The organism is Desulforhopalus sp. IMCC35007, assembly GCF_005116575.1.
Classification (GTDB): Bacteria; Desulfobacterota; Desulfobulbia; order Desulfobulbales; family Desulfocapsaceae; genus Desulforhopalus_A.
The window spans coordinates 121,010-144,450 of the sequence record NZ_SWCN01000003.1; the positions used below are offsets into that span (position 1 = coordinate 121,010).

General features: G+C 44.8%; 23 protein-coding genes. 10 read left to right on the forward strand and 13 right to left on the reverse strand.

Annotated features, from left to right (window positions below):
- The first annotated feature begins 103 nt into the window (after positions 1–103).
- On the forward strand, positions 104–1,702 hold the full coding sequence (locus tag FCL48_RS03980) for an NAD(P)H-hydrate dehydratase (RefSeq protein ID WP_136870957.1): 1,599 nt from the start codon (positions 104–106) through the stop codon (positions 1,700–1,702).
- Positions 1,703–1,709: 7 nt separating this feature from the next.
- Here the strand turns inward: FCL48_RS03980 and ung are convergent, their stop codons facing one another.
- From ung to FCL48_RS04025, 9 genes are all read right to left on the reverse strand, one after another.
- Entirely contained in the window at positions 1,710–2,387 is a 678-nt protein-coding gene (gene ung / locus FCL48_RS03985; RefSeq protein ID WP_136870958.1) for a uracil-DNA glycosylase, read from the reverse strand.
- Positions 2,388–2,429: 42 nt separating this feature from the next.
- Entirely contained in the window at positions 2,430–3,662 is a 1,233-nt protein-coding gene (locus FCL48_RS03990; protein WP_136870959.1) for a chemotaxis protein CheB, read from the reverse strand.
- Between the two features lie 72 nt (positions 3,663–3,734).
- Entirely contained in the window at positions 3,735–4,373 is a 639-nt protein-coding gene (gene nadD, locus FCL48_RS03995) for a nicotinate (nicotinamide) nucleotide adenylyltransferase (protein WP_169309066.1), read from the reverse strand.
- Positions 4,370–5,626 (reverse strand): glutamate-5-semialdehyde dehydrogenase, encoded by a 1,257-nt coding sequence (locus FCL48_RS04000; protein WP_136870961.1) that lies wholly within the window; start codon positions 5,624–5,626, stop codon positions 4,370–4,372. Before FCL48_RS04000 ends, nadD begins: the two co-directional genes overlap by 4 nt.
- 21 nt (positions 5,627–5,647) lie before the next feature.
- A complete protein-coding gene (gene proB / locus FCL48_RS04005) occupies positions 5,648–6,793 on the reverse strand; it encodes a glutamate 5-kinase (protein ID WP_240744731.1) in 1,146 nt (381 codons plus the stop codon).
- A 174-nt stretch (positions 6,794–6,967) separates the two neighbouring features.
- Positions 6,968–7,984, reverse strand: coding sequence for a GTPase ObgE (obgE, locus tag FCL48_RS04010; RefSeq protein WP_136870963.1), 1,017 nt, complete (start codon positions 7,982–7,984; stop codon positions 6,968–6,970).
- Between the two features lie 128 nt (positions 7,985–8,112).
- Positions 8,113–8,370, reverse strand: a complete 258-nt coding sequence (rpmA, locus tag FCL48_RS04015; RefSeq protein ID WP_136870964.1) for a 50S ribosomal protein L27 — start codon at positions 8,368–8,370, stop codon at positions 8,113–8,115.
- Between the two features lie 75 nt (positions 8,371–8,445).
- Positions 8,446–8,757 (reverse strand): 50S ribosomal protein L21, encoded by a 312-nt coding sequence (rplU, locus tag FCL48_RS04020; protein WP_136870965.1) that lies wholly within the window; start codon positions 8,755–8,757, stop codon positions 8,446–8,448.
- A 206-nt stretch (positions 8,758–8,963) separates the two neighbouring features.
- Positions 8,964–9,410, reverse strand: coding sequence for an AP2 domain-containing protein (locus FCL48_RS04025; protein WP_136870966.1), 447 nt, complete (start codon positions 9,408–9,410; stop codon positions 8,964–8,966).
- 318 nt (positions 9,411–9,728) lie between these two features.
- Between FCL48_RS04025 and FCL48_RS04030 the strand changes: the two genes are divergently transcribed.
- The 9 genes from FCL48_RS04030 (at position 9,729) to dusB (ending at position 18,350) form a co-directional block, all read left to right on the forward strand.
- On the forward strand, positions 9,729–10,127 hold the full coding sequence (locus FCL48_RS04030; protein WP_240744732.1) for a MazG nucleotide pyrophosphohydrolase domain-containing protein: 399 nt from the start codon (positions 9,729–9,731) through the stop codon (positions 10,125–10,127).
- A gap of 197 nt (positions 10,128–10,324) precedes the next feature.
- Positions 10,325–10,753 (forward strand): 30S ribosomal protein S6, encoded by a 429-nt coding sequence (gene rpsF / locus FCL48_RS04035; RefSeq protein WP_136870967.1) that lies wholly within the window; start codon positions 10,325–10,327, stop codon positions 10,751–10,753.
- A 43-nt stretch (positions 10,754–10,796) separates the two neighbouring features.
- Complete coding sequence (gene rpsR, locus FCL48_RS04040) at positions 10,797–11,042, forward strand: 30S ribosomal protein S18 (protein WP_136870968.1); 246 nt, start codon at positions 10,797–10,799, stop codon at positions 11,040–11,042.
- A 21-nt stretch (positions 11,043–11,063) separates the two neighbouring features.
- The gene (locus tag FCL48_RS04045) at positions 11,064–12,038 is read left to right on the forward strand and encodes a DUF2232 domain-containing protein (RefSeq protein ID WP_136870969.1); all 975 of its coding nucleotides are present in this window, start codon (positions 11,064–11,066) and stop codon (positions 12,036–12,038) included.
- 60 nt (positions 12,039–12,098) lie between these two features.
- Complete coding sequence (rplI, locus tag FCL48_RS04050) at positions 12,099–12,551, forward strand: 50S ribosomal protein L9 (RefSeq protein ID WP_136870970.1); 453 nt, start codon at positions 12,099–12,101, stop codon at positions 12,549–12,551.
- Between the two features lie 182 nt (positions 12,552–12,733).
- Positions 12,734–14,119, forward strand: coding sequence for a replicative DNA helicase (gene dnaB / locus FCL48_RS04055; protein WP_240744733.1), 1,386 nt, complete (start codon positions 12,734–12,736; stop codon positions 14,117–14,119).
- A 79-nt stretch (positions 14,120–14,198) separates the two neighbouring features.
- Entirely contained in the window at positions 14,199–16,691 is a 2,493-nt protein-coding gene (gene leuS, locus FCL48_RS04060) for a leucine--tRNA ligase (RefSeq protein WP_136870971.1), read from the forward strand.
- 123 nt (positions 16,692–16,814) lie between these two features.
- Positions 16,815–17,333: an LptE family protein gene (gene lptE / locus FCL48_RS04065; RefSeq protein WP_136870972.1), complete on the forward strand. Its 519-nt coding sequence runs from the start codon at positions 16,815–16,817 to the stop codon at positions 17,331–17,333.
- 78 nt (positions 17,334–17,411) lie between these two features.
- On the forward strand, positions 17,412–18,350 hold the full coding sequence (dusB, locus tag FCL48_RS04070) for a tRNA dihydrouridine synthase DusB (RefSeq protein WP_136870973.1): 939 nt from the start codon (positions 17,412–17,414) through the stop codon (positions 18,348–18,350).
- Positions 18,351–18,422: 72 nt separating this feature from the next.
- Here dusB and FCL48_RS04075 read toward each other — a convergent pair whose 3' ends face one another.
- From FCL48_RS04075 to FCL48_RS04090, 4 genes are read right to left on the reverse strand one after another with little or no spacing between them, the layout of a single operon-like run.
- Positions 18,423–19,832, reverse strand: a complete 1,410-nt coding sequence (locus FCL48_RS04075) for a M48 family metallopeptidase (protein ID WP_136870974.1) — start codon at positions 19,830–19,832, stop codon at positions 18,423–18,425.
- Positions 19,822–20,844 carry an NAD-dependent epimerase/dehydratase family protein gene (locus FCL48_RS04080; RefSeq protein ID WP_136870975.1) on the reverse strand — a complete coding sequence of 341 codons (1,023 nt, stop codon included), beginning with the start codon at positions 20,842–20,844 and terminating at the stop codon, positions 19,822–19,824. Before FCL48_RS04080 ends, FCL48_RS04075 begins: the two co-directional genes overlap by 11 nt.
- Positions 20,817–22,445: a fatty acid CoA ligase family protein gene (locus tag FCL48_RS04085; protein WP_136870976.1), complete on the reverse strand. Its 1,629-nt coding sequence runs from the start codon at positions 22,443–22,445 to the stop codon at positions 20,817–20,819. The genes FCL48_RS04080 and FCL48_RS04085 overlap by 28 nt, the downstream gene beginning before the upstream one ends.
- A complete protein-coding gene (locus FCL48_RS04090; RefSeq protein WP_136870977.1) occupies positions 22,445–23,314 on the reverse strand; it encodes an alpha/beta fold hydrolase in 870 nt (289 codons plus the stop codon). Before FCL48_RS04090 ends, FCL48_RS04085 begins: the two co-directional genes overlap by 1 nt.
- Positions 23,315–23,441: the final 127 nt, after the last annotated feature.

Below are 23,441 nucleotides of genomic sequence, written 5' to 3' on the forward strand. Positions count from 1 at the left end.
CGGTTAGATTCTTGTACTGCATAGAGATGAGGTGACAGAGTGATCATCTGAGGTAGTCTGAATTCATTTTTTACATTGTCCTTGTTATTATTTAGGAGACATTATGAAATTACCAACAGCACAGGAAATGAAAAATCTGGACAGAAGTGCCAGTGAAATCTTTGGGATTCCCAGCATTGTCCTGATGGAGAACGCTGGACTTTCCACTGTACTTATGATGGAAAAAGATCTCGGTTCCTGTAAAGACACCTTTGCTCCCATCTTTGTTGGTCCTGGCAATAACGGGGGGGATGGCCTGGTCATCGGCCGGCATCTTCATCAGCGGGGATGTCAGCCTGTCTTCTTTTTTCTTGTCAGCCCCGATAAGCTTAAGGGTGATGCAAAAACAAATCTTGAAATAATCAAAAATCTGAAACTCCCTTTCCATGTTATTGACACGAAAGCTCGGGCGGAGACGGTTTCTATCTTGTTTAAACAATTCGAATCCCGTGGCCTCCCCTGTTATGCTATCATCGATGCTATCTTTGGCATTGGACTTGGTAGACAGATTTCTGGTCACTTTGCAGTTATCGTCAACCTGATCAACAAACTTGGCTGTAAAGGTTCTCCGCCCGTCATTTCAGTCGATACACCCTCTGGAATGGAAGCGGATACAGGTAAGGTTCTCGGTGCCTGCGTTCGTGCTGACTACACAGCCACCTATGGTTGCGCCAAACCAGGACATTTTATACACGGCAGCGCCTACTGGACGGGTAAACTTGAAATAATCGATATCGGCATTCCACCTGAAGCGCTATACCGGGCAGGCATATCAACAGAGCTTGCCACAAAAGATTTTGTTCAGGATCTTCTCAAACCACTTCGCCGTAAACGAACATCTCATAAAGGAAGTCACGGTCACCTGCTGGTCCTTGCCGGATCCGCAGGTAAAACCGGTGCTGCAATCCTCAGTGCCAAAGGCGCTCTCAGAAGTGGTGCCGGCCTTGTCTCTCTGGCTGTGCCCCATGATCTTAACCCTATCTTTGAAACAGCTCTTCCTGAAATGATGACCATTCCTCTCTATAACAGTGAGAAGATCCTCTCTTTCGAAGACTGGCCGACGATTGAAAAAGAAATACAAAACAAAACAGCCGTTGTAATAGGCCCGGGAATAGGCCAGGATGCAATGACTTCAGCCCTTGTCTTGAAAGTGTATAATGAAGTGAAATGTCCCGTTATCTTTGATGCCGATGCCCTTAACATCCTTGCAAACCTCAGCAGTAGCCTGCTCGCTCCTGCTGGCCCAAGAATTTTCACACCCCACCCGGGTGAACTCAGTCGTCTTCTCGGAAAGTCGGCGGAAATCATTCAGGATAACAGACTTGATGCAGCACTTCTTGGCTGTGACCTTTTTCACAATGACATGTATGAAACCGTACTGGTCCTTAAGGGAGCCGGAACCGTAATTGCGGCCAGTGATGGTTCAACTATCATTAATACTACAGGCAATCCTGGAATGGCGACTGCTGGAATGGGAGATGTCCTTAGTGGGATGTTAGGAGCATTTATCTGTCAGGGGATGACGCCCAAAAATGCCGCTGTCGCAGCGGTTTACATTCATGGGGCAGCAGGAGACATCCTTTACAGAGAAAAAGGTGCTGGTTTTTATGCAGGAGAGCTTGCAGACACTACTCCCGAGGCGATAAAAACCCATTTACCTTAGCATAATTTTACCACTCTATCGGTTGTATTCCGTTTTTTTTCAGATAGTCATTACAGCGCAGAAATACGCCAGAGCCCAGGAAACCTCTATGGGCCGAGAGTGGTGAAGGGTGACTCGTTGCGAGAATAAGATGTCTTGATGTATCAATGAGGTCTCTTTTCTTCTGGGCAAATGAACCCCAGAGCATAAAAACGACGTGTTGTCTGTGCTCTGAAATCGTCTTTATGATATCGTCTGTAAGGTGATGCCAGCCGAGATCTGCATGGGAGTTCGGCTTCCTGGCCATGACTGTAAGACTTGCATTCAAAAGCAGTACGCCCTGCTCAGCCCAGCGAGTTAAATCGCTGTTGATTGAAACCTGTTTGCCGCCATATATGCTTTGATTCACTTCTTTGAGTATATTCCTCAGAGACGGTGGAATGGGTATCCCCTCTCTCACAGAAAAGCTTAAACCATGGGCTTCAGGCCCTTTCCCGGGATGGGCGTTGAAATATGGGTCTTGACCAAGAATCACCACCTTCGTCGCCTCAAGGCTGGTCTGTCTCATTGCGGCAAAGACGTCTTTTCTTTCGGGGTAAACAGGGACGGAATTTTTCTCAGGCGAAAATGCCTTGTTGAGGAGAACTTTATGAACCCCCTTAATCATCAGAGGGACACTCTCTTCCCAAAGTAAGCTTTTTTCCATAGCGTTTATTTCAGGTAAGGAAAACGGAAAGAGTCTTTGGAGCTAGAGACCTCCGGCGACCCCGTCGTATTTACCCTCATAGTGATTTTTCTTTATTCTTTCACTGATTGCGGCAAGGGTAAGGGTCTGGGTGATATCAAGACTGCTTAATATATGTTGACTGAGTTTTTTACAGTAACACTCGCTCGGGTCTAGTACTCCAAACCCCCCACCATACTTGAGCATTATAGCCATGCCTTTATCACCATCCGTCACGTCCCCTGAGAGGATGATAGCAGACGCCTTTGTTTTAAACAGCGTACCGACTGAGGCCATAACTATATCTATCGGGCCACCCTTTACGCTGCCCTTTTCCACCCGCTGCAGGGTCATTTGAGCGCTGTATGGCTTAATGGACATGTAATCTTCACCTGAAAACACATAGCAACTCCCACCTTCAATACTCATTCCCTCCTGAACCCGAACCACTTTCATGGCGGAAATTGCGTTTAAATATTCGGTGAAATTGTCAACAGATTCAACTTCTTCATGAATAATGACAAGAACGGCCCCACCCATATCAGGCTGCATCTGAGGGATGATAGAAAGCAGATTTGCAAAACAACCTTTACCCCCGCCAAGCACCGAAATAAAAGAATTTCGTCGATATTGCTCGTGAGTGAAACCTGCAACCTCAATCACATCACCACACTGCGAACAGGTGGTTGTCTGGGCAACCTGACCGGGATTAAGAGTGACTACCTCCCGTGATCCGCACTCCTCACAGAAGACAACCCGCTGGAGAACCTCGGTCACAGGTGAAACCTTCGGCGGAGGGGTTGAAGAGATCGGATCTCTTGCTGTCATTTTTAATGCAGCGGCCTTGTACACCTTTTCAAGAAGTTGTTTTTTGTGTTCAGTGAGGAGGTTTTTCTGGAAAATGAAATCTTTTGAAACAAAATCTACGGCACCATTTTTCAGAGTGTCAAAACAGCGGGCGGTTCCTTCCTCCGTTAAACTGGAAAACATGATTGTAGGAATAGGACGATGAATCATAAGATGCTGAAGCGCCGTCATGCCGTCCATGAGGGGCATTTCCATATCAAGCAGGATCACGTCAGGAGATGTCTTCAGGACCATATCTAGGGCTTCTATACCGTTCTGTGCTTCACCAACGATACGGATATTTTTAAACTCAGCAAAAATATCGCTCAAAAATCGGCGGAATACTAATGAATCATCGACGATGAGAACAGAAACCTTTCGAGCCCCTTCTGAAGTATCTTCAAATTCCATCTTACTTGCTTTCCGTTATATGGTTGTAGATCGTTATGCTTTTACAAAACGAATAAGATACAAAATTTTCTATCAGTTGTACAAGTTATTTTCATTGATATAATTTGCAACTTCAGGAGAAAGGAACTCCGACGCGTCACCTCCTTCTGCAAGAATTTTTCTGATTTTACGTGAGCAGATTTCTTTTGGTGCAGCAGAAAGAAGCGTAATATCTTTTGTATCACCCTCCCCCTGCCAATGCCTGTGTTTACCTTTATAGCCAAGGTGGTCAAGAAAATTGTTAAACGATTCAGGGGAGTAACCCAATCGAGGAGACACCACCATTTGAGCCATGGTCAGCACTGTGCGGTACGATTTCCAGGTCATCAGCTCAAGAAAAGCATCCATTCCGATGATAAAAAAGAGACTGGTACCAGTAGGCAGCTCATTTTTAAGAGCAAAAAGTGTATCAACGGTATAGGAAGGTTTTTGCAGCCTGTTTTCTATGTCACTACAGGTAAAGTTGTCATGATTTCTGCACATGGCCTCTACCATCCCAAGCCTGTGCAGAAAAGGTGTGGTGACCCTGTACTTATGTGGGGGTTGTGCCGCAGGAATAAAGAGGATCTCTTTTAAACCCACCTCTTTTATAGCGTGCTGGGCAAGTTGCAGATGGCTGAGATGCACGGGATCAAATGTCCCGCCTAAGACACCGATCCTGGAGGATTTCAACTTCTCACTTGCCCCTGCCCATATACAACAAACTTTCTGGTGGTCAACTCTTCAAGTCCCATGGGGCCATAGGCATGGAGCTTTGTTGTACTAATCCCTATTTCTGCACCAAGTCCAAGCTGCCCTCCATCGTTGAACCGGGTCGAGGCGTTAACCATCACAGCGGAGGCATCAATCTCTGTAATAAATCTCTGGGCGGTGGTGTAGTTTTCAGTAAGAATAGATTCCGTATGCTGTGACCCATAGCGGTAGATGTAATTCTTTGCCTCTTCAAAGCCGGAGACAACTTTTACGCACACCTTAAGGTCTAAAAACTCTGTGCCCCAGTCATTTTCTTCTGCAGCCACAACAATATCTGAAAGCTGTACTGATGCCGGACAACCTTTTATGGTGACATTTTTTTCGTGTAAGGCTTTTGCAAGAGCAGGTAAAAAGGACGGTGCAACATCTTTATGGATCAGGATGCCTTCCAGCGCATTACAGACACCCGGTCTATGGGTTTTTGAATTAATAATGATTGGGATGGACTTAGTAAGATCAGCATCCTTATCCACGTATATATGACAGACACCTTTATAGTGTTTAAGAACTGGAATTCTCGAATGTTCGACGACAAATCGGATCAGGCCTTCACCACCTCGCGGAATAACGAGGTCTATGGACTCCTCCTGCTGCAACAGAAAGGTGATTGCATTCCTGTCCGTGACAGGAATTACCTGGACAACATCAGGACTGATACCGTGCAGAGCCAATCCTTTTTTCAGTATTTCTGCTAGAATGAGATTCGAGTGAATAGCCTCCGAACCACCTCTTAATATAACACCATTCCCTGTCTTGATGGCAAGTGCTGCTGCATCAACGGTAACATTTGGCCTTGATTCATAGATCATTGCAATGACACCCAGCGGGACACGCATTCTCCCCACCTGCAAACCGTTGGGTCTTTTACTATAATCTTCAATTTTCCCAATTGGATCGGGCAGAGCGATAAGTTCTTTTATCCCGGTAATCATGGAGTCAATAACACCATCTGACAGGGTAAGTCTGTCGAGCATGGCAGCGGAAAGGCCCTTTTCTTTTCCGGCGGTGAGATCCTTCTGATTTTCACTTTGTATATCAGCCTTTTCCGTGGCTAAAAGTCTGGCTACAGACTCGAGAACATCATTTTTAACCTGGGTGGAAAGAGACACAAGTGCTGTCGAGGCACTTTTAGTTTTTGCTGCAAGTTCTGCAATTGTTGTTTCAAGTGTCATAAGGGTTTCCCTGGGTCTGAATTATAAAATCACCATGTTATCGCGGTGCATGACCTCGTCGCTTTCTTTGTAACCGAGGAGCTTTCTGATGTCGTCTGTGCGAAGACCTTTGATTTTGTCGACCATATTATAACTGAAGTTAGTGAGGCCTACGGCTATTGCAACATCATTTTCATCAACACAGCGGACAGAATCACCCTTTTGAAAGGTTCCTTCAACTGCAATGATTCCAGAAGGCAGCAGAGATCGTCCGTTTTTTGTGATGGCATTGCAAGCGCCGGCATCCAACACCATTTTACCTTTAGGTTTTAATACATAGGCGATCCATCGCTTCCTGCTCTGCATTTTTTCTTTTTGAGGGAGGAAAAATGTCCCGATCATCTCCCCTGAAAAAAGATGTTCCAGGATATTTTTCTGTTTTCCCGGGCCAATAAAAGAGCTTCCCCCGCCGGCTGCCACCATTCGGGCGGCCTTGATCTTGCTCTGCATGCCGCCTGTACCAAGGACAGATTTACTATGGCCTGCCATGGACTGAATATTGTCATCGACTTGACACACAGTGTAAATGGCCTTGGCATCCGGTGAGATTAACGGGTTTTTGTCATAGAGCGCATCTACATCGGTCAGACAGATAAACATATCCGCCTCTATCAGATTGGCAAGCAGTGCACCGAGATTATCATTATCACTAAATTTCAGTTCTTCGGTAGATACCGTATCATTTTCGTTGATAATCGGGATTACACCGTAATTAAAAAGTGTATGAATGGTATTTCTTACATTGAGATATCGTGTCCGGTGGGAGAGATCGGAATGGGTAAGCAGAATTTGGCCAATATTGTAACCGTATCGGGAAAAGGCCTCATCGTAATCATGCATGAGCTGAGATTGCCCGATGGCTGCCAGGGCCTGCTTCTGTTTAATCGTCAGCTCCAGATCATCTTTTAAGTGCAGTTTTTTCTTTCCGGCCGCAACAGCTCCCGAAGACACTAAAATGACTTCACGGCCTGTATCTCTGAGAAAAGAGATTTCCTTGGCGAGATTATCTACAACATCCTGATCGATGCCATCTTCGCAGGTAAGAATTGCGCTGCCAACTTTAACTACAACCCTTTTAGCCTTATCAAAAAGGGTCTGTCGGTGGTACAGACCCTCCTCCTGCGACATTTCATTCATCATCACGTAATTATAAGAAATATATCGATTAAATAATATTCACTCAACCGTTGCTCTGTCATCCCGATGAGGAGTCTGAGCCCCTGTTTTAGCACCTTATCATTTTTTGGTTGTTTTTTGCAATTGTACAAGATTTCAATCAAAAAGGCAGTTATCTGCGATTTCCTACTCGCCCGTTGAGATTAGGTTTTTTTTCTTATTGCTAATCAACTCCATGATCGTTTCTCTGAGCGGTTCAAGCCCTTCTTCTGTTTCTGCAGAAACACATAAGACTGTCATACTCATCTCTTGGAAATGTTTTTGTAATTCTTCCAGCACTTCTTCGTCTACGATATCTATTTTATTCAATAAAACTATCTGGGTGCGATCGGCAAGCTCTTTTTTATACAGGGCGAGTTCATTCGTAATAGTTTGATGGTTTTGCAAGACGTTCTCGTCTGCTGCGTCGAGAACATGGATGAGAATACTGGTTCTTTCAATATGCTTTAAAAATTTATGGCCAAGACCTGTACCTGTATGCGCACCCTCAACTAAACCTGGAATATCGGCTATAATTGCCGGTTCGTAGAATTTATATTGCAGTACTCCGAGTTGGGGCTCCAGGGTAGTAAATGGATAGGGTGCAATTTTGGGGTTTGCTGCAGACAGTTTTGACAGTAATGTGGATTTTCCAGCGTTTGGTAAACCGACAAGCCCGATATCGGCAATCAGTTTCAACTCGATTTTCAGCCAGTGTTCTACTCCCAACTGGCCCTTGGTTGCAATCCGAGGTGTACGATTGGTACCACTGGAGAAATGTGGATTACCAAGTCCCCCTTCACCTCCAACGCCTGCACAGAAAGTTTGGCCATCTTCAGACAGATCGGCTAGAATCTCGCCCGTTTCAATGTTTTTAATGATTGAACCGACGGGAACCTCGACATAACAGTTCTTGCCTTTTCTACCGTGCATGTCCTTTCCTTTACCGTGCTCTCCTCTTTCTGCTTTGAAATGAGAACGGTAGCGGAAATCAATGAGTGAATTGAGCGAGGCTTTGGCAATAATGATAACATCACCGCCGCGTCCGCCATCGCCACCATTTGGACCACCTTTGGGGACATATTTTTCCCGACGAAAACTCACACAACCATTTCCACCATCGCCGGCTTTTACAAAAAATTTTGCTTCATCAATGAAGGCCATCAGAAAATCCTGTTATTACTGGAATTCAAAAAAAAACTCGACCTTCAATACAGCATTGAGGTCGAGTCTATACTCCTGCTTGAATTACACCAGACGTAATTCCAGGAAAAGATGTCAGAGATACTTATTTATGCTTCTGGGTATACGCTGACACGCTTTTTATTTTTACCAAAGTCCTCATAGGTAACGACACCATCGACCATGGCAAAGAGGGTATAATCTCTTCCACAACCTACATTGGTACCCGGATGTATTTTTGTGCCTAATTGTCGTACAAGAATATTTCCTGCTCTTACAATCTGACCACCAAAGCGCTTGACACCTCTACGCTGACCACCACTGTCACGACCGTTACGTGAACTACCACCTGCTTTCTTATGAGCCATCTTACACTCCTTTCATGAACGACTACTTCGTATCGTTTTTATACTTTTTATTAGGTCAATATCTAGATAGCGGAACTAGGCAGATATCTCTTCAATTTTCAATGCAGTATAGGATTGTCTGTGGCCTTTTTTCAGGCGATACCCTTTACGTCGCTTTTTCTTAAAGATAATTATTTTCTTATCTTTGCCCTGCTCAGCGATTTTTGCGGTAACCTTTGCATTTTCGAGAACTGGCTGGCCAATTTTCACATCATCGCCATCAGAAATCATAAGAACGTCGACGAGATCAATGCTGTCTCCAACGTTGCCCTCAAGCTTTTCAACACGAACTTGATCACCACACGCAACCTGATATTGTTTTCCACCTGTACGAACTATCGCATACATATATAAACCTCTTTGAGAATATCTGTTCAACTTTCGACAAAATAACGGAAATATTGCAAGAACCAGGTATTTAACACCTCATCAATGCTAATGTCAATATTTTTCCATCTATTCTCTGTATTTTTTACATAACGACACCTGAACTCAAAATGGCCCTCTGGAGATCTATACTCCAGAGGGCCATTGATTCATTACAGTGTCTTCTATTAGTTAGCGTACTCTAAGCGGGCTTTTTCCTTTTCAGAACGAATGGCACAGGCTCTGGTAAACGCTGATTTTTTCCCATGCTTTGCAATGGAAACGGATGTCTTGCCCTGCTTGCCCTGATGGGTGACCCAACTCACCTCATAACGGTTCAACTTCTCGTTCAAACGGACCCCAACAACTCCTGTACCAGAATTGCTGACGGTCACCATATGTTTGTTTGTTCTCACCTTGCCAAGTTTCTTTTCGGTTTTGTCGCGCCAACTGATAGCAGAAAGCAAACTGGAATAACGACCGCCACTTTTCCTATCAGAAAAGAATTTAGAATGGGTTTTACCTAAAAATCGGACTCTGACATACCAACCATGAGTTCGTTTGGACTCTTGATCAATTCGTGCTATATCTTTATGTTTTTCTAATAGAATTTTTTGTTTCTTGTCATCTTCCATGAAACTACCTCAAAATTATTGTATCAATGATTACTGTAAATGATTTGCTAACGAATGACTTCTTATACCACAATGTGCTACGCGTGTAAAACTGAAAAGTGCAAAAGTCTGCAATCCCATGTTGTTTGCAAAGCTCGCAATATATAAAAAACAGAGATAAATACCTGACAACAGATTCCAGCAAACTTTAATAGTGAGTTGCAAAGTCCTTGTCAATAAAAAAAAATTTATGCTGACAAAAAATATACTTGAAATATGTAGGCTTCCAAGAATTTTCCAAGGTCAGAGTAAAACCATTCCTCCTCGCCACGACACCTTATGATGACAGATAACTACCCTAACTTACAGCAGCTCCTGGAGACCATTTGCACCTTACGTGGTGAAAACGGTTGCCCATGGGACAAGAAACAGACACCCGCTTCCCTGGTCAAATACCTCAAGGCGGAGACCACGGAATTAATAGAGGCCATATTAAATAATGATACCGCAAACACCTGTGAGGAATTAGGAGATGTATTTTATATTTTAATCATGATCACTCTGCATAACCAGGAGTTGCAAAATTTTCGATTAGCTGATGTCTTTTCCGAAATCAACGAGAAGCTTATCCGCAGGCACCCTCACGTTTTTGCAGGCACCTCCTACAACGATGAGTCAGACCTCGAACGCCAGTGGAAGCAAATTAAATCCGAGGAGAAACAGAAAAAAACTATTTGACACAGCCTGGTCATACTAGTAATGTAAGCAGTTTTTATATGGGCACAAGAATAACACATATAATCTTGTGCCCATGGATTATTGCAGGTGTACATAGGGTGTGCCTGCCCCTTCTCGCTCTCTGCCGAATGCATAGTGCGAGGGCCGACAAACGGAAAATTTTTCCGTTACAACCATGAGTCCACGAGGAGGAAATCATGAGAAGGTATGAAACGATCGCGATTCTTCGCCCAAATGCTGGCGAAGAAGAGATCAACAAAGTCATTGAAACAACAACCCAGATCATCAATGATGAGCAAGGTACCATCATTGAACTGAATAAGTGGGGCATGAAAAAGCTTGCCTACCTTATCAAGAAAGAAACCCTGGGTTACTACGTATTTTTTGACTACGCAGCAACTCCTGCTGCAGTTACTGAAATTGAGAGAAAGTATCGTATCGATGATGTGGTTCTGAAGTATATGACCATTAAAACTGCAGCTGCCATCACTGAAGAGGGTGTGCAAGAGGCAATCGCAGCAGTTGGTGTCAGAGCAGCTAAAGAGGCGGAAGCCACCGACGCTGACAACGAATCTGACGATTCCGATGACGACGACAACGACAACGACCACGACAGCGAAGAATAAATTTATCTTATCATTTTAGTTAATAACTCAGGAGGGTACCACAATGGCACCAAGACCACAGAAAAAATTATTTTCCCGTCGCAAAACCTGTAGGTTTTGCTCTGACAAAGAGATCACCATAAACTACAAAGACGTAAAAACTCTTAGAAATTTTGTTTCTGAAAGAGGAAAAATCATTCCTCGCAGAATTGTAGGAACATGCGCGACACACCAGCGCCAGCTTTGTGAAGCTATTAAGCAGGCAAGGCAGATCGCATTTTTGCCTTACTCAGGCTCTTCGCAGGGCTGATAAGATAAGCAGGTTACAAAGGTGAATGCACAAGAGAAGGAACAGCTTAATATTGGTAAAATTATAGCAGCCATACTGACCACGACGGTTATTGTGGTTCTTCCTGGTATCGCCTGGGAGCTCTTTGGTTGGCTGCATATACTGCTTCCCCTGCTGTCTTTTGCTGTTTTGTTGAAATTTGGCACATATACAGGGAAAAAGTTTTTACTTACCGCTGCAGTTCTCTCGCTTATTTTTTACATCATCATTGGTAACTTAGACCTTTTTGTCTTTTCAGCGATTTTTCTTCTCGCAGGGTACGTTCAGTTTTCATCATTTGAGAAAAAGGAACGCCCTGCGATTAGCGGATTGAAAACATTTGCCACAATAAGTTCAGGCTGGATTGCAGTACTCGTATTGTTCACCCTGGGAAAAGAAGTTTCCCCTTACAGTCAACTTATTAGCACGCTTGACCTTGGAATCAGTGAAGCGTTATCATTTTATCAGGGGAGTGATTCAGTAACACCGGAAACCCTCGCAATGCTCGAAAGCACGTTAAGTCAGATGAAACTGGTATTGCCGCTCATTATGCCGGCGATATTAGGAAGTATTGTTTTACTTATCACCTGGTTCTCCATGGTTTTAGGCAACCTCATTGCATTTCGCCAACAGGGCGCTACAGCATGGGGCGAGTATGGTTTGTGGCAGTTACCGGATAAATTAATCTGGCTCGCTATTGTGCTCGGCATATGTGTTATGCTTCCCATTCCCGGACTGAGAGTCGTTGCTTTAAACACATTGATTCTACTGGGGCTGGTTTATTGCTTTCAGGGACTTGCAGTTGCTGTCTTTTACATGAACAAATGGAACGTGCCTCTGCTGCTCCGGTCCTTTTTTTATGTGATGTTGATTGTGCAGACTTTTGGAACGATCGTACTACTCATTGTTGGCATTGCTGATGTCTGGCTTGATTTGCGTAAGATCAAGCCCAGTGATAACGTCAAAGAGGATAATTAATAGAACTATGGGTTATGCTGAAAGAGCAGACCTATTCTACAATATTAGAGGAGTTTAAAAATGGAACTCATTTTAAAAGAAACAATAAGTTCTCTCGGGCTAGAGGGAGACGTCGTAACAGTAAAAGACGGTTTTGGTCGTAACTACCTGCTGCCCCAGGGGAAGGCCGTTGCTGCAACAAAAGAGAACCTTACAATTCTTGAAGAAAATAAGGCTGCCATTGAAGCCAGAAGAGCCGCAGATCAGAAAAATGCTGAGGCCATTGCAAAGAAAATTAACGGCCTTGAAGTTGTCATCGAGCAGCTTGCAGGTACCGACGAGCGCCTCTTTGGTTCTGTCACCACCGCAGATATCTGTGCAAAGCTTGCTGAACTTGATGTAACTCTTGATAAAAAACAGATCTTGCTTTCTGAGCCAATCAAGACAATTGGAGAAGTAAAAATTTCGATCAAAGTAGGTTTTAACGTGACCGCTGAGATCTCTGTAAACGTTGTCCCTGTTAAAGCAGTTTAGTTTTTGAGTTATATCTCTTAACTATCTGTATTTACTCTTTGGTCTAATTGTTAAAAATCCCCATTGAGTAAAATTGTTTTCAGTGATAAAAACACACCTTGAGGGTTGACCTTCATGGTGTGTTTTTGTTTAATAACGTCTCTTGTTTCACTTTCTTTTCGTAGTTTCTACCTCGGTCAAATATGATACACAATTCTATGCCCGAGGAACCTGGTGGTTCTCGAATTACCATGCGGATTCCTCCCCAAAACACTGAGGCTGAACAAGCCGTACTCGGTTCAATACTCCTGAAGGCCGATCTCCTGGGATCTGTCCTGGAAATCCTCAAACCTCATGATTTTTATAAAGATGGTCATAAAATAATTTTTGAAAGCATGGTCGATCTGTTTGAGAAAAATGAGCCGCAGGATCTGCTGACGGTTTCCAATCTCCTCTCAAACACCAATAAACTGGATAAAATTGGTGGGCCGGCATACCTGGCAAGCCTCACCTCAATTGTGCCGGTTACTGCAAATATTGTCAGTTATGCCAAGATAATCAGGGAAAAATCAATACTTCGGAGACTTATTTCAGTAAACACCGATATCGCTTCGAGGTGTTATGAAGAACAAAATGATATCGATATCCTGGTGGATGAGGCTGAACAGGCTATTTTCGATATTGCTGGCGAGAAAGGTGATGGGCATTTCACCCATATCAAGTCTATTGTTCCAAAGGCCTTTGCCGCTGTAGAGCAACTGTACAAAAGAAAGGAGCTCATAACAGGTGTTCCCACCGGCTATTCCATGATTGACAGGATGACTGCAGGACTCCAGCCCTCGGATCTTATAATCCTGGCGGCGAGACCCTCCATGGGAAAGACATCCTTTGCCATGAATATTGCCCAGCATGCCGCCCTCGTTGAAAAAATAGGTGTTGCTGTTTTTAGTCTTGAGATGTCCAAGGAGCAACTGGTCATGCGTCTTTTAAGTTCGGCTGGACGCATCGACTCTCAGCGGATCCGGACCGGTAAACTACATAACGAAGACTGGCCCAAACTTACAAGGGCGGTAGGAATGCTTTCAGAAGCACCTATCTTTATTGACGACACCCCGGCTATTTCGGTTCTGGAGATGAGGGCCAAAGTTCGGCGCCTTTCCGCACAGCATGATATCGGCCTGATTGTCGTAGATTACCTGCAGCTCATGCGGGGGCGAAGCACGGAAAACAGGACCCAGGAAATCAGTGAAATTTCCCGTTCTCTAAAAGCACTTGCAAAAGAGCACCACGTACCAGTCATTGCCCTGTCTCAGCTCAACCGCGGCCTGGAAAGTAGAACAGACAAGCGGCCGATGATGTCAGACCTTCGTGAATCAGGTGCTATCGAGCAGGATGCCGACGTCATCTGCTTTATTTACCGAGATGAAGTATATAACAAGGCAGAGGATAATCCGGAGCGAGGCAGTGCCGAAATAATCATAGGGAAACAGCGTAACGGCCCCACAGGAACCGCAAAACTAACTTTCATCAAGGAATTCACTATGTTTGAAAACATGAGTGAACTTGATGATCCAGAGGAGTTTGGCTAAACATCCTCTCCAGCAGAGGACAGCAGGCACCTTCAGCCGGTAGAACTATCACAGACCAAGAATTGATAAAGGCAGAGTTATGACCATAGAAAGTGGTGTGAATAATAAGTATGATTTCAAGTCAATAGAGAAAAAATGGCAGACAACCTGGGAAACGAATGAAACGTACAAGGTCCTCGAGGACGACAACAAGGAAAAATATTATGTCCTAGAGATGTTTCCTTATCCGTCCGGTAGAATCCATATGGGCCATGTGCGCAATTATTCTATTGGCGATGTGGTCGCCCGGTATAAAAGAATGCGGGGCTTTAACGTTCTCCACCCAATGGGCTGGGATGCATTTGGCCTGCCCGCTGAAAATGCAGCCCAGAAAAACAATACCCACCCCGCAACCTGGACGTATGCCAACATCGACTACATGCGCAATCAACTGCGTCAGCTTGGTCTCTCCTACGACTGGAGCCGGGAAATAGCCACCTGCAACCCTAAATATTATCAATGGGAACAACGCCTTTTTATTGAGATGTTTAACAAAGGTATCGTTTATCAGAAGGTGACTACTGTTAACTGGTGCGAAGATTGTCAAACAGTACTCGCCAATGAACAAGTTATTGACGGGGCGTGCTGGCGGTGTGATCAACCTGTCACTCCGAGAAAAATGAACGGCTGGTTCTTTAAAATAACCGACTACGCAGAGGAGTTGCTTGCTGATCTTGACAAGCTGAGCGGTTGGCCAGAAAAAGTCCTGACCATGCAGCGTAACTGGATCGGGAAATCCACCGGTCTGACCTGTGATTTTCAGGTGGATAGCCTGGATGAAAAAATCTCTATATTTACTACCAGGCCTGACACTATCTATGGTGTCACCTTCATGTCTCTTGCACCGGAACACCCCCTCATCGACACTCTTATAGGAGGACTGGAATCTGAGGCTGAGATACGGTCTTTTATTCAAAAGATCCTCGAAGAAAAACAACGACAATCCCTGGAAGAGGAAGTGGAGAAAAAAGGTATCTTCACCGGACGATACTGTATTAATCCATTTAATGGCACAAAGGTTCCAATATATATCGCAAATTTTGTTCTGATGGAATACGGCACAGGTGCCGTTATGGCTGTGCCCGCCCACGACCAGAGAGATTTCGAATTTGCCAGAAAATATGATCTTCCTATAATACCTGTGGTCATTCCAGAAGGTACAGAACTCTTGTCTGAAAATATGTCCGAGGCTTCAACTGAGCCTGGCATACTTATCAATTCCGGTGAATTCACCGGCATGAACTCCCTTGCCTCACAAGAAACTATTATTCAACACGCACGCGAAAATAATTTTGGTTCAGATCTCGTTACCTACAGACTGAGAGATTGGGGAATATCCAGGCAACGTTTCTGGGGGGCGCCCATTCCGATGATCCACTGTGAAACCTGTGGTGTTCAGCCCGTTCCCGAAGCAGATCTGCCTGTTACTCTGCCAGAGGATGCAGGCTCGGCAACCTCATGCGCCCCCCTCCATCAGCGTGAGAATTTCATCAACACAACATGTCCTGTGTGCAAACAAAAAGCCAGACGGGAAACAGATACCATGGACACCTTCATGGAATCATCCTGGTACTTTGCAAGATTTACAACCCCACGCTGCGAAAATGCTCCCCTTGAAAAAAACGGTGCATCCTACTGGCTCCCTGTAGATCAGTATATAGGTGGAGTGGAACATGCTATTTTGCATCTGCTCTACTCCCGGTTTTTCACGAAAGTTTTACGCGACCTCGGCCACCTGAGTATTGACGAACCGTTCACCAATCTGCTGACCCAGGGAATGGTTATCAAAGATGGAACCAAGATGTCTAAATCCAAAGGCAACGTGGTTGACCCCAATGATCTCATTCAGGAGTTTGGCGCAGACACCGTTCGCTTGTTCAGTCTTTTTGCAGCACCACCGGAAAGGGATCTGGAATGGAGTTCTAAAGGTGTAGAAGGATCTTCCCGGTTTCTAAACAGGGTTTACCGATTGATTGTAGCCAACAAAGATCTGTTCAAAACAGGCGAAGTCCTCACCGATGAACTCTCCGCTGCAGGCCGGGAGTTGCATAGAAAAACCCATCAAACAATTAAACGGGTAACAGAGAATATAGAAAACAATTTCCATTTCAACACTGCAATCAGTGGGATGATGGAGCTTTTCAATGTACTCTCATCCTCAACTGCAGAAGATAAAGTCGCAGAAATTGAAGCTGCAGTTATCGATGAAGCAGTTACTGTATTGATTTTGCTGCTCTCACCAATGGTCCCCCATTTTGCTGCTGAAATGTGGGCTAAAATTGGCAAGACCGCAGCTCTTGAGGACCAGCCCTGGCCTGAGTTTGATCCGGAGGCGGCAAAGGACGATCTTATCACCATTGTTATCCAGGTCAACGGTAAGGTGCGGTCCAGGCTCGAAGTTGCTGCAGATATTACCAATGATGAACTTGAACAATTGGCATTAAAAGATGAAAGCACCATGAAATTCATCGATTCGCAGCCGGTTAAAAAGACTATTGTTATACAGAAGAAACTTGTTAATATTGTCATTTGAGACTAAATAAAAGCGTAGCTATAGTAAAAACTACCAGGGTGACCTGAGAATTATCTCTTTGATCGATAATCGTAACTATCTGATTTTACAAATACACTTTATTTTAACCATAGGAGATTTACAGTGAAGACAGTTTTGAAAAATGTATCAATCTTGCTGTTCCTCATTCTTGTAGCCAGTTGTGGATATAAGAATCCCAACGTATACAATGGTCCTTCCAAGGTGATTTATGCAACGGAATGGAAAAACAGAACCAGTGAACTTGGACTCGATTCTAAAATATATAGATCGCTTACCAGTTGGTTTCAAAAGTCGGGCTCTATTACCACCGTAAGAGAAAAAGATGGTGCTGATCTCATATTAGCCGGAGAAATTGTTTCCATCGAACTTCCCAGTCTGTCCTATGGTTCCAATGTCGCGACCGAGGTAAAAGTGCGGTTGAAAGTCAGATATATTCTCAAAGAAATCAGCACCAACAAAGTACTGCTTGAGGTGCCTTCAGAGACATGGACTGAGGAGTATCTCGTTACAACAAGCTCCTCAACCAATTCAGACAATGAAGCTGAGGCCCTTGATCAGATCATTGAAGATCTTTCTAAAAAAATCTACCAGAGAACAGTTGCACTTCTTCCCAAGATTTAATCGAAACAACTTTTGATCAACGCCGGTTCACTTGCTTTCATGAAGTGAACCGGCGTTTCTATATCCTCTATCTAAACTATGCTGCAAATCGGCGCCCATACATTTAACAATCCCTTTATTCTCGCCCCCCTGGCCGGTTATACCGACCTGCCTTTTCGCCTCATCTGTAAAGAATTCGGGGCTGGCTACACTGTCTCTGAAATGATCAGTTGCCACGGGCTTGTCTACCAGCAGGACAACACCCTTAGAATGTTAAAATCAGTTAGGGCCGAACGTCCCGTAGCTTTTCAACTTTTTGGCGCCGAGCCCGACATCATGGCTGAAGCTGCCGAAATCATGGCTGCCCTTGAGCCAGAAATCATTGATATAAATATGGGCTGCCCGGTACGAAAGGTTACAAAAAAAGGGGCCGGTGCAGCTCTTATGGCTACACCCAAAATTGCCGAAGAAATCATAGAAAAAGTCGTCCGCCGAGTCACAGTTCCGGTTACGGTCAAGTTTCGCAGTGGTAAAGATACGGCCAACATTACAGCGGTTGAATTTGCAAAAATGGCAGAAGGTGCTGGTGCGGCGGCCGTTACCGTACATGCGCGCACCTGGGCCCAGGGCTTTTCCGGACACATTGATCCCATGGTGATTAAGGCAGTTACCAATAATATCAGTCTGCCCGTTATAGGGAATGGCGATGTGCAAAGTCTCGCCGCTGGACGTCAGTTGATGGAAGACACCGGCTGCCACGGAGTTATGATTGGCAGGGCTGCCCTTGGTAATCCGTGGGTTTTTAGTGAAAATGGCCGACCGGACGATTATAGAAAGATAGTGGAAGGAGCAAGACGGCATCTCTGCTTGATGCAGGAGCACCTCCCTGCAGACAGAGTTATAGGCTATGTAAAAAGTCAGATCAGCAGGTATTTCAAAGGTCTCAAGGGTGCGACAGGGTTTCGGAAAAAAATTTTTGCAGCACCAGACAGTGCGGCGATCCTACAACTCCTCTCCGAGTATACAATAACGCCCTGAACCAGCCCAAACAGCTCATTCAGAAAACCTTTTACTATACCCGTATTCCCGTTGCACCCCTTACGAAGTAGACTATTTTTTCAATTTCTTGATTTTTTCCAGTAGTGTCTCAGCTTCTTCTCGTTCTTTTTCCGTCAGTAAATCATCTCTTGCTGCAATTCTGAAATTATCTTCTGCAAGGTCGAGTTTTCCTTCGTAAAGGTTGAATTTCCCAAGATACATGTTGGCAAGACCGGCCTTGTTCAGGTTGGTATAAATCTGCCCCAGAGCAAAATAGATATTTGAATATTGCGGCATCTCGCGCTCCACAATCTTAAAAAATCCGACCGCTTCTTCAAGTCGTCCTGATCTCTGGAGCAACAAGCCGAGATTGTATGTTGCATACATATTATTGCTACTAGACCTGACCACCTGCCGAAAGAGTGGTTCCGCGATATCGAATTGCCCTGCTTCAAACTCAAGAACACCTTTATCGACGAGAAGATTCTCTTTATCCGGATATTTCTCGATAATCTCGTCGAGCAGTTTTCTCGCCTGACTGAAGTTGTTTTCGGTCCGGGCCAGCTGCGCCATTCCATAGCTTGCCATGTCTTTTTGCAACGGTGAGTACTTTTCTCCTGACAGAATACTGACCATCCGCTCACGAAAAGACTGGGATGAGGATGCCTGGGATAAAACGCGATATTTAAAGCGCAGAAAATCAAAGTCGTCACTGCTTTCAGAATCCGGTGTGTAGCTGTTCTTATCCACGTCAATGAGCGACTCGATAGTTTCCAGCCGCACCTCGGGATTTGGATGTGTCAGAAGATACTGAGGCAGGACATCACTTCTATATCTTGCGATTCTTCGCATGGATTTCAGCATTTCCACCTGTCCTTTGGTATCTCTGTGCATTTTCTTCATCCAGGAATAGGCAAGAAGATCAGCCTCAGCTTCATTTTCTCGACTGAAATGCAGGTTCATACTCTGACCTGTTGCCAAGGCTCCGGTAAGCAGGGCCGGAGCTGCGGCACCTCCAAACGCAATGGCAGCAACAGCAAGCCCTAAGGTGGTCATTGAGCTGTATTTGCTCTTTTCAAGCCGTGAGGCGAGGTGCCGCTTGACAATATGACCGATCTCATGGGCAATAACCGAAACAAGTTCGTCCTCACTGTTCATCGATTCAATAAGCCCGGAATAAAAGAATATCAGGCCTGAAGGTGCAGCAAAGGCATTAAATTCCTTACTGTCGATTACAAAAAAGTGATAATCAAAGTATTGGATACCTGCAACCGTAAGAACTCTTTCGCCTATACGGGTAATATACTCGGTAACATCCGGGTCATCCATCAGGTCAAAAGCGGAACGCACTGAGTAAAGGAGTTTCTCTCCAACCTCCCGTTCTTCGCCAATATTAAAACTGTTTACCGGCATCACCGATTGAACAAGGAGGAAAAAGACTGTTGTCAAAACACAGCATATTTTTTTTGCTTTATTTACCATTGTCCTTTAACCACTTCACAGTTCTCTCTAGCCCTTCTGCTGTGGAAATAAGAGGGCTGTATCCAAGATCGTTATACGCTTTCTGGCAGGAAAAAAAGTGGGATTTGGCCAACTGTTCCGCCAGGAACCGGCTCATTCTCGGTTCGCTTTTCTGACCAGTTATCCTGTAAATACTTTCAAGAATCGCCCCGATTCTGTACGCTGTCCGGTGCGAAACACGCCTCTCTATTTTTTCAACTCCCATACGTTGAAAGAGATCGTTTATCCAGTCCCATAAATTAACAGGCTCCCCCTGACTGATAAAATATGACTGGCCCGCCGCAGTGCAAGAGCTTGTTAAATTTATAGCAGCTAAAATATGGGCATAGGCCACATTATCGACATAAGAAATATCAACGAAGTTATCACCCCTCCCTACAATTTTAAGTGTTTTTTTTCGACCAGCGGCCAACAGTCGAGGTAACAGATGTGGATCGTTTGGTCCCCATATCAAATGAGGACGCAGTGCGCAGCTTGGCGTTGATGATTCATTGAGAACAGTTTTTTCTGCAATTACCTTGGTTTTTGCATAGGAGCAGAGAAAATCAGTTGCATAGGCTAAAGACTCATCTCCTCCCCTGATATCTTTTCTGTTAAAGACAACAGATGGCGTCGAGGTGTAGACAAGAGCCCTGACCCTGTTCACCCTGCAGGCGTTTACGACATTTCTGGTACCCACAACGTTTACTCGATGATAATCCTGATACGGCCCCCAGATACCAGCTTTTGCGGCTACATGGAATACAACCTCTACTTCACGGGTTGCCCGGTTTATAAAGTTTTCGTCAGCGATATCTCCGGCAAAACAGTGAACACCCATTTTTTCAAGATCAGGATACCTGTTTCTTCCAACGACACTGACCTGCACCCCCTTTTCCAGAAGTTGGTGCACAACGGCTTTACCGACAAAACCACCTCCGCCAGTAACGAGTGCTGATCTAAAGTTTAGTGATAGAGTTTTTCCTGTGCCCATACGCTCAGTTTCTCACGAAATATTTTTGCATTATGACGGATATCCACCGGGAAATCGTTATGAATAAGATAATGCCTTATGCACTTTGTCAAAGGGCTTGTGTCTGCAAGTGCTCTCACCTCGGCCAAAAGTCTGTCTTTTGAGCCCTTAAAGTCGCGGACAGGCTCGAGGACAAGAGCTGGAAGAATCTCCCCTGTTTTGTCTGTCACAGCCACAAGAGCGGATCGATACACATCAGGATGCTCATTCACTATGGCCTCGCAAGGGATTGAGAAATAGGTATCAGTTCCAGAGACTACCCGGTGGGCCCTTCTGCCGCAAAACCAGAGGCGTTTTTTATCGTCCAGATACCCCACATCTCCCATCCTGTGCCAAAACCGATTGCCATCGGATATCTTTGCGAGTCTGGTCTCCTTTTCGTTGTTCATATAGCTTTTGGTAACAACCCCACCACAGACAATAATCTCTCCGATCCTGCCATTTTCAACAAATCTGCATTCTCCGATATCTTCGATCACCCCATCGGAGAGTTCAATTATTCTGATATCTATACCCGGCAGACTACGACCAACGCAAGTCCCCCTGCCCTGCCGTGTCAACTCCATGGTTTCAGCGATTATTTCCCTATGATTAATCGAGGCTATCGGCAGACTCTCTGTTGCCCCGTAAGGTGTAAACACCTCGCCATCTTCGGGCAAAATAGCCACCATGTTTTTCAGCAGATCATAGGGCACAGGCGCACCGGCCATGAGCACTTTATGAAGAGTAGGTAAAACGATGGTATTCGCCAGACAATACCTGCTGACCACCCTCCAGATTGCCGGAGAGCCAAAAGAGTATGTCACCTGATTTTCCAGAATGGATTTGACGAATTTAGCAGGATCCACCTGGGCCGGTTTCGTGGGATCCATATCAGGAATGACTGCACAGGCACCAAGTGCCGTTGCAAAAAGAGCAAAAAGAGGAAACGCAGGCTGATCGACATCCTTTTCGCCGATGTGATAGTAGGATTGTATGAGATGCAACTGGGCACTGAAAACGGAGTGTTCATACCTCACACCTTTGGGTGGTCCTGTCGAGCCGGTGGTAAAGATAATCGCGGCAAGATCGTCTTCAAGTGGTGTGTAAACATCAACCATACTATCAGGTGTGTCTTCTATATTGTTGATATTTGGTCCAAATAAGTAAAAAGAATTTCCGCAGCAAAAGCGTTTTTTCACTGAGGCAAATGCTTTTGGGAACATTTTAGAAAAAAGTAAAGCTTTGGGTATGCCAATAAGATATTTGGCCTCCACACGCTCAATACACCTTAGTAGATTTTTAAAACCCATTCCCGGATCAATGAGTACAATGGGCGTACCGATTTTAAAAAGTGCAAGAGTGAGGCAGATAAACTCAATAGAAGGTCTGACCATGAGAATTACGATGTCTCCCGGACAGAGGCCTTCACCTTTAAAATATTTGACGTAGGTGTTCGCCCTCCGGTTGAGCGCAGCAAAAGTAATGGACCGGCCAGATCTGGCTTCGATGATAGCATCTTTGTCCGCATTTACTCTGGCTGCCTGCTCAAAGGCTTCTGCGATGTTTTCTACGTATTTCATCACCGTTTCTCTTGGAGGAAAAAGGATTCTATTCGCTGAATGACCTCATCCTTCTTGTCTTCGAGCAAATAGTGACCGGCATCCGGGTAATAACTGGTCTCAGCCTCTGGAAAATATTCAAGCCATTGCCTGTAAAAGGTATCGTTGAAGCAAAAATCTCTTCCTCCCCACAGAACGAGCAAAGGGATGTGAAACGATTTGATTGTCGCCAGACTCTCTTCAATCTCCACGAGTTTTCTGTAACTCTGGTGTGTGCTGTCAAGAGGAATATCAACCACAAACCTGTGGGTTGCAATCCTGTTCTTCCATGAATCATAAGGTGCAAGATAAGCCGCCTTTACCTTCGGGTCCATCCGCTGGGATACAGCCATAAAAGTCGCCGGCCAGGCAAAGCCATTAAACAACCGGACGACAATTTCACCCACCACAGGTAAACGACACAATCGTATCCGATAAGGAATCAGGGTAGAGCGAAAGGCCGCTGTATTCATAACAACGATCTTTTCTATAGAGTCAGGGAAACACCGGGCAACACCCATACCAATAGCCCCTCCCCAATCATGGAGGACAAGGGAAAACCGCTGTACACCCCTGGCTGACAGAAGAGACAGGACATTATCAATATGTTGAGTCAGGGTATACGGATAGTTCTGCGGTTTATCCGACAGACCACAGCCGATGTGGTCAACGGCTATAACACGACAGCTGGTTTTGAGTCGGTTGAGGAGATTTCTATAGTAAAATGACCAGGTGGGATTCCCATGAAGCATGACAACAACAGGGCCCTTTCCTTCGTCAACGTAGTGCATTTGTAGACCGTCAAGGTCATAAAATCTTGAGGTAAATGGGTAGTCGGGGAACAAAATCATGACCTTTATAAACTACGAATTAGCATTTTATGTACAAAAAGAGACAAAGTAAAAACCGCTCTGCAATCATTTTTGAAACCGGCAAGACACATTGTATAACCTTGGATCAATCTTATAGGAAAAGAAA

What these genes read in the sequence shown, in the direction of transcription:
- rpsR (WP_136870968.1), top strand. Translation starts at nt 10,797, where the DNA reads ATGGCACCAAGACCACAGAAAAAATTATTTTCCCGTCGCAAAACCTGT.
- FCL48_RS04075 (WP_136870974.1), bottom strand. Translation starts at nt 19,832, where the DNA reads ATGGTAAATAAAGCAAAAAAAATATGCTGTGTTTTGACAACAGTCTTT.
- FCL48_RS04080 (WP_136870975.1), bottom strand. Translation starts at nt 20,844, where the DNA reads ATGGGCACAGGAAAAACTCTATCACTAAACTTTAGATCAGCACTCGTT.
- rplU (WP_136870965.1), bottom strand. Translation starts at nt 8,757, where the DNA reads ATGTATGCGATAGTTCGTACAGGTGGAAAACAATATCAGGTTGCGTGT.
- FCL48_RS04000 (WP_136870961.1), bottom strand. Translation starts at nt 5,626, where the DNA reads ATGACACTTGAAACAACAATTGCAGAACTTGCAGCAAAAACTAAAAGT.
- FCL48_RS04085 (WP_136870976.1), bottom strand. Translation starts at nt 22,445, where the DNA reads ATGAAATACGTAGAAAACATCGCAGAAGCCTTTGAGCAGGCAGCCAGA.
- obgE (WP_136870963.1), bottom strand. Translation starts at nt 7,984, where the DNA reads ATGGCCTTCATTGATGAAGCAAAATTTTTTGTAAAAGCCGGCGATGGT.
- dusB (WP_136870973.1), top strand. Translation starts at nt 17,412, where the DNA reads ATGCTGCAAATCGGCGCCCATACATTTAACAATCCCTTTATTCTCGCC.
- dnaB (WP_240744733.1), top strand. Translation starts at nt 12,734, where the DNA reads ATGATACACAATTCTATGCCCGAGGAACCTGGTGGTTCTCGAATTACC.
- FCL48_RS04030 (WP_240744732.1), top strand. Translation starts at nt 9,729, where the DNA reads ATGATGACAGATAACTACCCTAACTTACAGCAGCTCCTGGAGACCATT.
- leuS (WP_136870971.1), top strand. Translation starts at nt 14,199, where the DNA reads ATGACCATAGAAAGTGGTGTGAATAATAAGTATGATTTCAAGTCAATA.
- ung (WP_136870958.1), bottom strand. Translation starts at nt 2,387, where the DNA reads ATGGAAAAAAGCTTACTTTGGGAAGAGAGTGTCCCTCTGATGATTAAG.
- FCL48_RS04025 (WP_136870966.1), bottom strand. Translation starts at nt 9,410, where the DNA reads ATGGAAGATGACAAGAAACAAAAAATTCTATTAGAAAAACATAAAGAT.
- FCL48_RS04090 (WP_136870977.1), bottom strand. Translation starts at nt 23,314, where the DNA reads ATGATTTTGTTCCCCGACTACCCATTTACCTCAAGATTTTATGACCTT.
- FCL48_RS03980 (WP_136870957.1), top strand. Translation starts at nt 104, where the DNA reads ATGAAATTACCAACAGCACAGGAAATGAAAAATCTGGACAGAAGTGCC.
- rplI (WP_136870970.1), top strand. Translation starts at nt 12,099, where the DNA reads ATGGAACTCATTTTAAAAGAAACAATAAGTTCTCTCGGGCTAGAGGGA.
- rpmA (WP_136870964.1), bottom strand. Translation starts at nt 8,370, where the DNA reads ATGGCTCATAAGAAAGCAGGTGGTAGTTCACGTAACGGTCGTGACAGT.
- FCL48_RS03990 (WP_136870959.1), bottom strand. Translation starts at nt 3,662, where the DNA reads ATGGAATTTGAAGATACTTCAGAAGGGGCTCGAAAGGTTTCTGTTCTC.
- proB (WP_240744731.1), bottom strand. Translation starts at nt 6,793, where the DNA reads ATGTCGCAGGAGGAGGGTCTGTACCACCGACAGACCCTTTTTGATAAG.
- rpsF (WP_136870967.1), top strand. Translation starts at nt 10,325, where the DNA reads ATGAGAAGGTATGAAACGATCGCGATTCTTCGCCCAAATGCTGGCGAA.